The sequence below is a fragment of the Paraburkholderia madseniana genome (assembly GCF_009690905.1).
GTDB classification, from domain to species: domain Bacteria; phylum Pseudomonadota; class Gammaproteobacteria; order Burkholderiales; family Burkholderiaceae; genus Paraburkholderia; species Paraburkholderia madseniana.
Map to the genome: position 1 here is coordinate 1 of NZ_VOSW01000169.1, position 12453 is coordinate 12453.

Consider the following 12453-nt stretch of genomic DNA (forward strand, 5'->3'; position numbering starts at 1 on the left):
AACAACTAACTGAAGAAGACAAAGAAACATAGTCAGGATTCAGACCATATGTCTTTTTTTTAGATGTGTATAAGAGACAGCGCCTATATCGGCGCGGTCGCGGCGAAGCAGTCCGCCGGCTACGCGGAGCAGGTGAAGGATTCGGCGGAAGCCGGCGCCGAACTCGCATTGCGCATGCAGCAAGCCGGCAACTTCAGCAAGCTCGACTATGCGCGTGAGCAGGCCTTCTACGCGGAAGCCGTGGCGCAACTGGCGAAAGCGCGGCAGCAGTCGGTAGCCGCGCGGGAAAAGCTCACCCGCACGATGGGCCTATGGGGTTCGCAAGCGCAGTACGACCTTCCTGAGCGTCTGCCTGACCTGCCTGCAACGAGGCCCGAATTGCAGGAACTCGAACACTTCGCGATGCAGAACCGCCTGGACATCGAGGCAGCAAAACTCCAGACGCAGAGCGTTGCAAGCTCATTGGGCCTAAGCCAGGCAACGCGATTCATCAATGCATTGGACGTCGGCTATCAGAACAATTTCACGACCTCCGACGGCCGCGAGCAGGGCTACGAGATCAGCGTCGAGATTCCGATTTTCGACTGGGGCGCTTCGAAAGTGGCGCGCGCCAAAGCGATCTATCTGCAGTCGGCGAACCGCGTCGCCGAGACCGCGATCAATGCGCGCTCGGAAGTTCGAGAATCGTATTCGGCCTATGTGACCGACTACGACGTTGCGAAGCACTATCGCGACGAAGTCGTACCAATACGCAAAACGATTTCGGACGAACTGTTGCTTCGCTATAACGGCATGCTCGCGAGCGTGTTCGAACTGCTCGCCGATTCGCGCGACCAGATCGGCGCGGTGAACAGCTATATCGACGCGCTCAAAGACTACTGGCTCGCGGAAACCGACCTGCAACAAGCGCTCGGCGGCCGTCTGCCGCCTCTCGCGATGGCCGCAGCGCCATTTACATCCACGACGCCGCAAGCGTCATCCACAGATTCTGAAGGTCAATGACATGGTGTCTCGTCGAAATTTTCTGGGCGGCTCTGGAGCCGCGTTGTTGGGTGCGGCACTCGTCAGCAAGGCCGGCGCCGCGTCATTGCCTGAGGCGCCCACGATGGACGGGGCCACGATGCAGGCGCCGCACGCGCCGCCGAACGGCCGGCCGTATGCACCCGTCGCGACGTTGAACGGCTGGTCGCTGCCGTGGCGTATGAAGAACGGCTGGAAGGAGTTTCATCTGATTGCCGAGCCAGTGGTGCGCGAACTGGCGCCGGGCATGAGCGCGAACCTGTGGGGCTATAACGGCCAGGCGCCAGGGCCGACCATCGAGGCCGTTGAAGGCGACAAGGTGCGCATCTTCGTGACCAACAAGCTGCCGGAGCACACCACGGTTCACTGGCACGGCATGCTCCTACCGTGCGGCATGGATGGCGTCGGCGGTCTCACGCAGCCACACATTCCACCGGGCAAGACCTTTGTCTACGAGTTTCAACTGGAGAAACACGGCACCTTCATGTATCACCCGCACGCCGACGAGATGGTGCAGATGGCAATGGGCATGATGGGCACATTCATTGTTCATCCGAAAGACCCGGGCGTCATGCAGGTGGATCGCGACTTCGTGTTCATCATGTCCGCATACGACATCGACCCGGGCAGTTTCACGCCGCGCGTGAACGAGATGACCAACTTCAACATGTGGACTTGGAATGCGCGCGTCTTTCCTGGCATCGATTCCTTGCCGGTACGCGCCGGCGATCGCGTGCGCATTCGCGTCGGCAATCTGACGATGACCAATCACCCGATCCATCTGCACGGCTACCATTTCGAAGTGGTGGGGACGGAAGGCGGATGGATTCCGCCTTCCGCCCGCTGGCCCGAGGTGACCGCGGACGTCGCAGTCGGCCAGATGCGCGCCATCGAGTTCACGGCGAACCGTCCGGGCGACTGGGCGTTTCATTGCCACAAGTCACACCACACCATGAACGCGATGGGCCATCAGGTACCGAACCTGATCGGTGTGCCGCAGAAAGACCTCGCGCAACGCATCAACAAGCTGGTGCCCGACTACATGGCGATGGGCAGCACGGGCGGTTCGATGGGCGGGATGGAAATGCCGCTGCCCGACAACACGCTGCCGATGATGACCGGCACGGGGCCGTTCGGTGCGCTGGAGATGGGCGGCATGTTCACCGTCGTGAAAGTGCGGGAGGGGTTGGGACGCAACGACTACCGCGATCCGGGGTGGTTCAGGCATCCCAGGGGGACGGTGGCCTATGAGTACACCGGCGAGGTGCCGGAGGGTTGAGCCGGCAGCGCGGCGTGCCCATCCAGGGAAAACCTTACCGATCCTTTGTACGCTAGCTCACCAAGATGAGCCAAACTTTACGTGATCAAATTTTTTGAGGTGTTATGCTGAGCCGTCCCTGCCTTCGCAGAAAACAGGTCCGTGCCATTTTTAAAAATACCTAATTAATTAGGAGTCAGGCATGTTGAGAAAGGTGGTCGATCGGGCGAAACAGATCCGACGCAGCGAGGGATTCAAGCATTCCGTGGCCATGCCGCGCCGGATTTCACTTCATGCTACACAGCGTTTGAACAGGGGCATCTTTTCCATCGAGATTCGGGAGAACTCCGGTTTTTTCTCCGTGATGCAGATGGTCCTGTTTATTCTGATGTATTGCGACGAGAAATGCCTCACCCCGTGCATCAGCGCACGCGGCGGGCTGTATGGCGACGCCGAAGGGAAACTGGACTGGTTCTCGGCCTTCTTCGAGTCCGTCCACACCGCCTCCGGCGCCGCGATCACCCATAAGGTCAGAACGTCGACAGTGCGCGACCTGGTTCAACTGGGCTTTCGTCAGCGCTATGAATCCCGGCTTCGACTCAGCAGTGCAAGCGAGCTCTTCTTCGCGCACTATCGTCCGGCCGCGTCTATCTGCGAAGAAGTCGACGCGATCTGCCAGAAGCTTGGGCTCGGCGCGTCGACCCTTGGCGCGCATTTCAGAGGGACCGACAAGGCGCAGGAAGCCGTCCCGGTTTCATGGGGAAGCTTTTGCCGCCACGTGGAAGCCACGCTCGCGGAAAACCCGCACTTGACCAATATTTTGGTTTCGAGCGACGAACGAGCGTTTATCGATTTTTTTGTCGCCTGGCCATTCAGCAAGCCGGTCAGGGTCGCGCCGGCAAAGCATCTCGCCTGTGGCAGCACGCCCGTTCACTTCAGCGGCTATCCGGGACTCGAAATCGGACGCGAGGCGCTGGTGTCCTGCCTGCTTCTGGCCAATTGCGGGTTCCTCGTGAAGACGCCGTCTTATCTGTCCGCATGGTCGAAGATATTCAATCCCTCCCTTCCGTTGAAGCTCGTCTCGCCTCCGCGCCCGGACGCATTCTGGTTTCCCGATAGCCAGCTCTGGATCGAACAGGCTGCGCGCGATGAAGCCGCTCAAGCGGCGCAAGCGGTTCAAACGAGTAAGGCGGCCAAGGCGGCTTAAGCCTTTTAAGCCGCTTACGCGGCGGCCGCTTTCAAACAGCAGTGCGAAAGCCTGAAAGTCTCCCTCAAACTGCAGGTCGAACTGCTTGCCCGAAAGTCTCCCAGCAAGACCATGCCGCTGCGCTAGCCCGGCGGTCTCTCGCACCACGTCCATCGTTTTTACGAAACTCCGCGAAGTATTGACGCTGCGTTTACGCGGATTTTCCTAAATTTCACGGTGCAGGCGTTCCCTGTGGGAGACCCGACCATGGATCTGCTTTACCTCATCGCCATCATTGCATTCAGCGGCCTCGTCGCGGCCTTTGTAATTGGCTGCGACAAGCTTCGCCGCGCGCCCGGAGGCCGTCCATGACCACCTGGATGACCTGGCTCGCGGCGGCCTCGACGCTGATTCTGTTCGCTTACCTCGTGTATGCCTTGCTACGCGCGGAGGCTCTCGAATGAACTTCAACAACCTGTTTCAGCCCGGCCTGTTCATCGTCGTGCTGATCGCACTCGCCATCCCGCTCGGCCGTTACATGACCGGTGTGGTGGACGGCTCTTCGGTCGTCGTGCGCCGGATAGGGCGGCCGATCGAAGCCGCACTCTACAAGCTCGCCGGGGTCGACCCCAGCGCCGAAATGTCATGGAAGCACTACGCGCTGGCCGTGCTGGCGTTCAATGCGCTCGGCGTGTTCGCGGTGTATGGATTCCTGCGTTTACAGCAATGGTTGCCCGCTAATCCGCAGGGCTTCGGACCGATGACGCCCGACGCCGCCTTCAACACGGCAATCAGCTTCGTGACCAACACGAACTGGCAGGACTACACGCCGGAATCGACCGTCAGCTATCTGACGCAGATGGCCGCGCTGACGGTGCAAAACTTCTTCTCGGCCGCCACCGGCATTGCCGTCGTGATCGCGCTGATTCGGGGTTTCGCACGCCATACGGCCGCGACGATCGGCAATTTCTGGGTCGATCTTACGCGTATCACGCTGTATATCCTCGCGCCGCTCGCAACGGTCATCGCGCTTGTCTTCATCAGTCAGGGCGTGATTCAGAACTTCAAGTCATATGAAGACGTGCCGACGCTGCAGGTGACGACGTATCAGACGCCGAAGAACGATGCCCAGGGCAACCCCGTCAAGGACGCCAAGGGCAACCCGGTGATGGTGGACAACAAGGCGGACAAGCAGACTATCGCCATGGGGCCGGTCGCGTCGCAGGAAGCGATCAAGATGCTCGGCACCAACGGCGGCGGCTTTTTCAACGCCAATTCCGCGCATCCGTACGAGAACCCGACACCGTTCGCCAATTTCGTTCAGATGATAGCGATGCTCGTTATCCCTGCCGCGTTGTGCCTGGTGTTCGGCCGGATGGTGGGCGACAAGCGCCAGGGCTATGCGGTGCTTGCCGCGATGACGATCGCGTTCGCGGTCGCCTGTTGGGGCGAGATTTCGTCTGAGCAGAACGGCAATCCGCTGTATGCGTCGCTGCATGTCGATCAAACGGCGTCGGCCGCGCAAACCGGCGGCAACATGGAAGGCAAGGAAACCCGCTTCGGCATCGCGCAGTCCGGCATCTTCACCGTGGCGACCACCGCCGCATCGTGTGGCGCCGTTCTCAACACGCACGATTCGTTGACGCCGATGGGCGGCTTCGTTCCGCTCCTGCTGATCGAACTCGGCGAGGTGATCTTCGGCGGCGTGGGCTCGGGCCTGTACGGCATGCTCGTGTTCGCCTTGCTCGCGGTGTTCGTGGCCGGCCTGATGATCGGGCGAACACCGGAATACATCGGCAAGAAGATCGAGTCGTACGAGATGAAGATGGTGTCGATCGCCGTGCTGCTCACGCCGCTGCTTGTGTTGGTCGGTGCGTCGATCGGCGTGCTGACGGCGGCCGGCGTGGCGGGTGTCTCCAATCCTGGGCCGCACGGATTCTCCGAGATTCTCTATGCCTACAGCTCGGCCGCCAATAACAACGGCAGCGCTTTCGCGGGCCTCTCGGTCAATACGCCGTTCTACAACAACACGCTGGCCATCGCCATGTGGTTCGGCCGCTTCGGGTCGATTGTGCCGGTGCTGGCGATCGCTGGATCGCTAGCCGCAAAGAAACGCATCTCCGCTACCGCCGGCACGCTGCCGACGCACGGCCCGCTGTTCGTCGTGCTGCTGCTCGGCACCGTCGTGCTGGTCGGCGCGCTGACGTACGTGCCGGCACTGGCGCTCGGCCCGGTCGTCGAACATCTGATCATGGTCGCGGGACATTGACTGAGAGGACAGCATGACTAACGGACTCCAACCGCCGGTTCATCAGCCGGGCAACATCGGTCAGGCGCGCAACGCCGCGCGCTCGATGTTCGACCCGTCGATTGCCCGGCCGGCGCTCGTCGATTCGTTCAGGAAGCTCGCGCCGCGCCATCAATTGCGCAACCCGGTGATGTTCTGCGTATACATCGGCAGCATTCTGACGACCATTTTGTGGATAGCGGCGCTTGCGGGCCAGGCCGAAGCACCCGCCGGATTCATTCTCGCGATCGCGCTCTGGCTGTGGTTTACCGTGCTGTTCGCCAACTTCGCGGAGGCGCTCGCTGAGGGCCGCTCGAAGGCGCAAGCGGCTTCGCTGCGCGGCGCGAAGCGTGACGTGATGGCGAAGCTGCTGCAGGAAGCGCATCCCAAGGCGCCGATCCGCATCACGACGGCCACCGATCTGCGCAAGGGCGACGTCGTGCTGGTCGAAACCGGCGACGTGATTCCGGCGGACGGCGAGGTGATCGAAGGTGTCGCGTCGGTCGACGAGTCGGCGATCACGGGCGAATCCGCGCCGGTGATCCGCGAGTCGGGTGGGGATTTTTCGTCGGTGACGGGCGGCACGCGTGTGCTGTCGGACTGGATCGTCGTGCGGGTCAGCGTGAATCCGGGCGAGGCCTTCCTCGACCGGATGATCGCGATGGTGGAAGGCGCGAAGCGTCAAAAGACACCGAATGAGATCGCCCTGACGATCCTGCTGGTCGCGCTGACGCTCGTGCTGCTGTTCGCAACCGCGACGCTGCTGCCGTTCTCGATGTTCTCGGTCGAAGCCGCGAAAGCAGGGCATGTCGTCACGATTACCGCGCTGGTCGCGCTGCTGGTGTGCCTGATTCCGACCACCATCGGCGGTCTGCTTTCAGCGATCGGCGTAGCGGGCATGAGCCGGATGATGCAGGCGAACGTGATTGCCACCTCGGGCCGCGCTGTTGAAGCCGCAGGCGACGTCGACGTGTTGCTACTCGACAAGACCGGCACGATCACGCTCGGCAATCGCCAGGCTTCGGCTTTCACGCCGGCGCCGGGCGTCACGGAGGAACAGCTCGCCGACGCCGCGCAGTTGTCTTCACTTGCGGACGAAACACCGGAAGGGCGCAGCATCGTCGTGCTGGCGAAGCAGCGCTTCAATATCCGCGAACGCGATATGCACGCATTGCAGGCGACCTTCCTCGCCTTTAGCGCGCAGTCGCGCATGAGCGGTGTCGATCTGCCCGACCGTGAGATTCGCAAGGGCGCTTCCGATGCGATCAAACACTATGTCGAGGCGCACGGCGGTCGTTTCCCCGCGGAGTTGACGGCGGCGGTGACGGAAATCGCACGGCGCGGCAGCACACCGCTGGTGGTCGCGCAGCAAGTACGCGGCGAGAGCGGCGCACGCTGCATGGGCGTGATCGAGTTGAAGGACATCGTCAAGGGCGGTATCAAGGAACGCTTCGCCGAACTGCGCAAGATGGGCATCAAGACCATCATGGTGACGGGCGATAACCGCCTGACCGCGGCGGCGATCGCTGCCGAAGCCGGCGTGGACGACTTCCTCGCCGAGGTGACGCCTGAGGCCAAGCTCGCCACGATCCGCTCGCATCAGGCTGAAGGCCGGCTCGTGGCAATGACCGGCGACGGCACCAACGACGCCCCGGCGCTCGCGCAAGCGGACGTGGCGGTGGCGATGAATACCGGCACGCAGGCTGCGAAGGAAGCCGGCAACATGGTCGACCTCGATTCGAATCCGACCAAGCTGATCGAGATCGTCGAGATCGGCAAGCAGATGCTGATGACGCGCGGCTCGCTCACCACGTTCTCGATTGCGAACGACGTCGCCAAATACTTCGCGATCATCCCGGCGGCGTTTGCGACAACCTATCCGCAATTACGTGTGCTCGACGTGATGCATCTGAGCTCGCCTTCATCGGCCATTCTCTCGGCGGTGATTTTCAATGCGCTGATCATCGTTGCGCTGATTCCGCTGGCACTCAAGGGCGTGAAGTACCGGCCGCTCGGCGCGGCGTCGCTGCTGCGCCGCAATCTGCTGATCTACGGGCTGGGCGGCATTCTGCTGCCGTTCCCGTTCATCAAGCTGATCGATATGGTGCTGAACGTGTTCGGCTGGGTCTGACCTAATAGAGTGAAGATCATGAAAACGCTGATTCGCCCGGTACTTGTTCTGTTCATCCTGATGACGGTGATCACCGGGGTGATCTATCCGATCGTTGTGACCGCAATCGGTCATGCAGCCTTCGCGGCTCAGGCGAACGGCAGCATGCTCGAGAAGGATGGCAAAGTGGCCGGCTCCGCGCTGATCGGCCAGCAGTTCGACGCGCCGTACTATTTCTGGGGACGCCTGTCGGCCACCACGCCCCAGCCGTACAACGCGCAGAACTCGGGTGGTTCGAACCTTGGCCCGACCAATCCCGCGCTCGCTGACGAAATCAAAGGCCGTCTCGATGCGTTGAAGGCGGCAGGTAACGATATGTCGCAACCGGTGCCGGTGGATCTCGTGACGTCGTCGGGTAGCGGCCTCGACCCGGAAATCAGTCCGGCCGCTGCCGCCTATCAGGTGGCGCGCGTGGCGCAGGCCCGCGGCTTGCCGGTCGATCAGGTGACCAATCTTGTTGCGCGCAATACGTCGGGGCGGCAGTTCGGCATTTTCGGCGAGGCCCGCGTGAATGTGCTGAAGCTCAACCTGGCTTTGGATGACCTCAAGCCGATGCATTGAGCCTGCGGATGAGCGATCCCACCGTAACAGTCGTTGTGATCGACGCGGACAAAGCCATCCGCCGCTTCATTCGTACTAGCCTCGAAGCGGCCGGCATGAGCGTCTTCGACGCACAGACCGGCGCACAAGGCCTGGCGCAGGCTGCGACGCGGCTGGCGGATCTCGTCATCATCGATCTGAGTTTGCCGGACATGGACGGCATCGAGGTGATCCGCGAGTTGCGCGGCTGGTCCGCGATGCCGGTGATCGTCCTGTCGGCGCGAAGCCGCGAAGAAGACAAGGTTGCGGCGCTCGACGCCGGCGCCGACGATTACCTCACCAAACCATTCGGCTTGCCCGAACTTGGCGCGCGGATCAGAGCGCATTTGCGCAGGCAGACCAACGGCGACAGGGTCGGCGTGCCTCAGGTTCAGTTCGGCCTCGTCACAATCGATCTCGGCGAGCGCAGGGTCGTGCGCGGCAGCCGGGTCGTCCATCTCAGCCCCACCGAATATCGCCTGCTCTCCGCGCTGGTGCGCCATCCTGGGCGTGTATTGACGCATGAGCAGTTGCTCGGCGAGGTATGGGGTCCCCTGCAGACCGACAACCACCACTACCTGCGCATCTACATGGGGCATCTGCGCCACAAGCTCGAGCGCGATCCGGCACACCCCGAACACATCGTCACCGAGGCCGGCGTGGGCTACCGGCTGGTCGGCGTGCGGTGATTTTCACAGGATTTTTATATCGCCGGCGGCAATCGATTCTCGGCCTTTACGGTGTCGTTCGTATAGTTCAAGTCTGGCGTTTCGCCGCAAGGAAAATCTGGTTTTTGCTGGAGTGTGTATGGCATTCGAACAAACAAAGGGCAACGTGACCGTGGAGGCTCGCGTGTTTTCCGCACCGGGTTTTGACCTGCCATGACGCCTTCAAGACCCGCGATGATATTCAGGGGGATGTGCAAGGTCGTCGCCATTGCCTTTGTCACCAATCAGGTTCTCACGACTATTTTTACCTACGTCGCTCAGCAACTCGATGCCGCGTTGCCTCATGAAGCGATCTGGCTGTTCAGTTGCGTGACGTGCGGGCTGCTGACGCTGTGGCTGCAATCCGATGCGCGGCGCGCGTTCGGCTTCGCGCGTGAGAAAGGTTTCGTGAAGACGGGTGGTGACAGGAAGCAGGAACTGCAAATTGCCGAGGATTGTCCGAAGCGGTGGCTGGTGATCTTGCATATCGAGTTGAATCCGGCTGCGATACAGGCATCATGAGGACGCCTTCCGTCGCCGTGTAATTTGCGTGCGCGCATGCTGCAAAAACAGCAGTTTTTTACACGACGTTAATGCCGCTTTCGCTAAGCTCAAAGTACAAAGTACCCGCCAGGAGTTCTCGATGATACGCATGCTGATTCCTGTTCTCGACCACGGCGGCGCGATAGAAGCCGCGCGCTATGCGGCGTTCATGTTTCTGGAGCGCGGTGTAACCGAAGTCGAATTGCTGGAAGTACTCGAGCCTGTCGATCAGGGGCGCGCTGCAGCCTTCCATACCCGAAGCTCACTGGTGCGCAGGGAAAAGCATGCCATGCTCAAGGCGCTGATCGATGCACGCACCGTTCTCGAAGAAGCCGGCGTGCCGTACCACTGGAAGCGGGTATTCGGCCACCGCACGAAAGCGATCGCCGACTATGCGGCAACGACCCAGCCCGACGTCATGGTGATCGACGCGAGCCACATGGGCTTCTTCAGGAGACTGGCCATGTTCGCCGCGCTGTCGAGGCGGACGCCCACGCCCGTAACGATGGTTCCCTGACTCATCCCACGTTCATCGGCAGCAGCACCATCTGTTTGCCATGCTGGTGCAGACGTGTCTGGATTTCCAGCGGTGTGTGATTGTGGAGCCACCGCGTCAGGATATCGAAAGGAAGGTGGGCGTGATTTCTCCAAAGCATGATTATTGTCCGGTATAGCCCACGGGTGCCGTGTACTTGCCTTGGATCGCATTCGCGTTCGCCAGCACAACGTAAATCGGCGACTCGGTCAGCGTGAAATTCGCGATGCCGTTCGTGTAGTTCACCGAGCTTACATTGCCCATCATGTCGATGACGCTTACGCTGCCGCTCGTGCCGGTCGAGTTCACGGTCAATGCATAGGTGGTGCTATAGGTCGAACTGTAGGTACCCGATGACGTCGGCCAGTTCGAATTGTTGTGCGTCCAGAGCGCCGCGATCACTGCCCCTGAGTTGAGTTGCTGGAATGCGTAGCCATACACCATTGAGGGAAGCCCATTGAGGCGTCCGAGCGTTTGCGTGCCGTCCAGGACACGCGTCAGCGCGGCGAACGCGAGCGCTTCTGGCTTGGGGCTCAGATTCGTCGCGCCATATTGCCCCTGCGGATCGGCGAGATCGAAGAACGTGCCGATGCCCACGTCAGCAGGATAGTCCGCGCCGTAGAAGAAGTAGGTGACCTGTGCACCTTCGCCGAGAATGATCAGATGCGAGCGCAATGCGACTGCGGCCTGCCCGTACAACTGGTTGGCCGGCGGATAGCTCGGCCCGTAAGTGGCGCCGGAGTCGTAGGTGATGCCGAGCTCGGTCATCCACAGGCGCATGTTCGGCTTGACCATCTGCATCTGCGAACGCAACGACCTCATCTGCTGATCGAGGGCGTTCGCGACATTCGCGGGATTCGGATCGGTATCGTATTGTTCCGGCGGATGCGCGGCGAATGTGCCGGCGTTGTAATAGCCGTGCGTCGTCACACCGTCGATGTAATTGCCGAGCCCTAGCGATGCGTAGGTGGCGAGATACCCCTGCGTACATTCCGTCGAGCAGTTGGCGGGAAAGACGTTGGTTGTGCCCATCACGACCGCGTTCGGATCAGTCGAATGCAAACCTTTATAGACGGCCGCGTACATCGCGACGAAATTGGCGGTCGAATCGACCCATTGGGGCTCCCACGTCACCTGGTAATAGTTGTATTGCTGATTGGAAAAATACTGCTGACGGATCGCAGCGCTGTCGGTGCCCACGCGCGCCATGTAGCTCTGGTAGTAGCTTTCGTTGGACGGTGCGTTGGTGTCGTCCTGAAAGGCGCCGGTTGGACTCGCCCATGCGGGAATACCGTCCAGTCTGATGAGCCGCATGATCTTGCCGTTCGTGTAGAACGGATCGAGATCCGATAAGGATGGCGTCCACGTATTCGCCGCATTGGGCTCCATGGCGGACAACTCACGGTCGTCGATCGTTTGGGAGACGCCGAGCGCTGCGAGCATCGGGCCATTGTCGTTGAAGCCCTGCATGCCGAAGCGGTGCTGCTCCTGATGCGCATAGCTGACTGCCGGTATCGTGCTGGACAGGTTCGGCAGGATGCCGAAGGTGGCGATGCCGGTTGGACGCGTGCCGAATTGCGGGAGCGTGCCGCCCGAGTGCGACAGTGTCGCCGTGATCGCGAAGTAACCCGCCGCGCTGCTCTGGCACGACAGCGTGCTGGTCCGCGTCCCGCTCGCAACGGCAAACGAACCGCTGCCCTTGATGTTGCCCAGCTGATCCTGCATCGACCAGACGACGGTGTCCGCCGATGTCGCCGCGGTGACGAACGACACCTGGAAGGTGCTGCCTTGATTGAAGAGGCGTGTGCCGTCGCTGCTTCGCGTGTCGGTGACGATCAGGCCGTTGGCGGTGCCTCCGGTTGTTGTCGTTGGTGCTGCGCAAGCGATGGCGGATGTTGGCGTTGGCGTTGGCGTTGGCGTCGGCGTTGGCGTTGGCGTTGGCGTCGGCGTCGGCGTAGGCGTAGGTGTAGGTGTAGGTGTAGGTGTAGGTGTAGGTGTAGGTGTAGGTGTAGGTGTAGGTGTAGGTGTAGGCGTCGGTGTCGGTGTTGGTGTTGGTGTTGGTGTTGGTGTTGGTGTTGGTGTTGGTGTTGGTGTTGGTGTTGGTGTTGGTGTTGGTGTTGGTGTTGGTGTTGGTGTTGGTGTTGGTGTTGGTGTTGGTGTTGGTGTTG

11 protein-coding genes and 2 pseudogenes are annotated in these 12453 nt (G+C 61.0%); 11 read left to right on the plus strand and 2 right to left on the minus strand.

Annotated elements, in window-relative coordinates:
• Positions 1 to 81: 81 nt before the first annotated feature.
• From FSO04_RS43160 to FSO04_RS43205, 11 genes and pseudogenes are all read left to right on the plus strand, one after another.
• A pseudogene (locus tag FSO04_RS43160) lies at positions 82 to 1002 on the plus strand (TolC family protein); the annotation flags it as partial.
• A 1-nt stretch (position 1003) separates the two neighbouring features.
• Positions 1004 to 2299, plus strand: a complete 1296-nt coding sequence (locus tag FSO04_RS43165; RefSeq protein ID WP_154567460.1) for a copper oxidase — start codon at positions 1004 to 1006, stop codon at positions 2297 to 2299.
• A 181-nt stretch (positions 2300 to 2480) separates the two neighbouring features.
• Positions 2481 to 3485: an O-fucosyltransferase family protein gene (locus FSO04_RS43170; RefSeq protein ID WP_154567461.1), complete on the plus strand. Its 1005-nt coding sequence runs from the start codon at positions 2481 to 2483 to the stop codon at positions 3483 to 3485.
• A 246-nt stretch (positions 3486 to 3731) separates the two neighbouring features.
• The gene (locus tag FSO04_RS47200) at positions 3732 to 3836 is read left to right on the plus strand and encodes a potassium ABC transporter ATPase (protein ID WP_199203111.1); all 105 of its coding nucleotides are present in this window, start codon (positions 3732 to 3734) and stop codon (positions 3834 to 3836) included.
• Entirely contained in the window at positions 3833 to 3928 is a 96-nt protein-coding gene (gene kdpF / locus FSO04_RS43175) for a K(+)-transporting ATPase subunit F (RefSeq protein ID WP_028193906.1), read from the plus strand. The genes FSO04_RS47200 and kdpF overlap by 4 nt, the downstream gene beginning before the upstream one ends.
• Positions 3925 to 5733: a potassium-transporting ATPase subunit KdpA gene (kdpA, locus tag FSO04_RS43180; protein ID WP_154567462.1), complete on the plus strand. Its 1809-nt coding sequence runs from the start codon at positions 3925 to 3927 to the stop codon at positions 5731 to 5733. The genes kdpF and kdpA overlap by 4 nt, the downstream gene beginning before the upstream one ends.
• Positions 5734 to 5818: 85 nt before the next feature.
• Positions 5819 to 7882: a potassium-transporting ATPase subunit KdpB gene (gene kdpB / locus FSO04_RS43185; protein WP_154567468.1), complete on the plus strand. Its 2064-nt coding sequence runs from the start codon at positions 5819 to 5821 to the stop codon at positions 7880 to 7882.
• Positions 7883 to 7900: 18 nt separating this feature from the next.
• Entirely contained in the window at positions 7901 to 8482 is a 582-nt protein-coding gene (kdpC, locus tag FSO04_RS43190; RefSeq protein ID WP_154567463.1) for a potassium-transporting ATPase subunit KdpC, read from the plus strand.
• 8 nt (positions 8483 to 8490) lie between these two features.
• Positions 8491 to 9189: a response regulator gene (locus FSO04_RS43195; RefSeq protein ID WP_154567464.1), complete on the plus strand. Its 699-nt coding sequence runs from the start codon at positions 8491 to 8493 to the stop codon at positions 9187 to 9189.
• Between the two features lie 192 nt (positions 9190 to 9381).
• Entirely contained in the window at positions 9382 to 9729 is a 348-nt protein-coding gene (locus tag FSO04_RS43200) for a hypothetical protein (protein ID WP_154567465.1), read from the plus strand.
• Between the two features lie 121 nt (positions 9730 to 9850).
• A complete protein-coding gene (locus FSO04_RS43205) occupies positions 9851 to 10267 on the plus strand; it encodes a universal stress protein (protein ID WP_154567466.1) in 417 nt (138 codons plus the stop codon).
• A 1-nt stretch (position 10268) separates the two neighbouring features.
• On the opposite strand, the gene FSO04_RS43210 is transcribed toward FSO04_RS43205, so the two are convergent.
• Both FSO04_RS43210 and FSO04_RS43215 read right to left on the minus strand, forming a co-directional pair.
• The gene (locus FSO04_RS43210; RefSeq protein WP_154567467.1) at positions 10269 to 10406 is read right to left on the minus strand and encodes a hypothetical protein; all 138 of its coding nucleotides are present in this window, start codon (positions 10404 to 10406) and stop codon (positions 10269 to 10271) included.
• 2 nt (positions 10407 to 10408) lie between these two features.
• Positions 10409 to 12343: pseudogene (locus FSO04_RS43215) on the minus strand (hypothetical protein); the annotation flags it as partial.
• Positions 12344 to 12453: the final 110 nt, after the last annotated feature.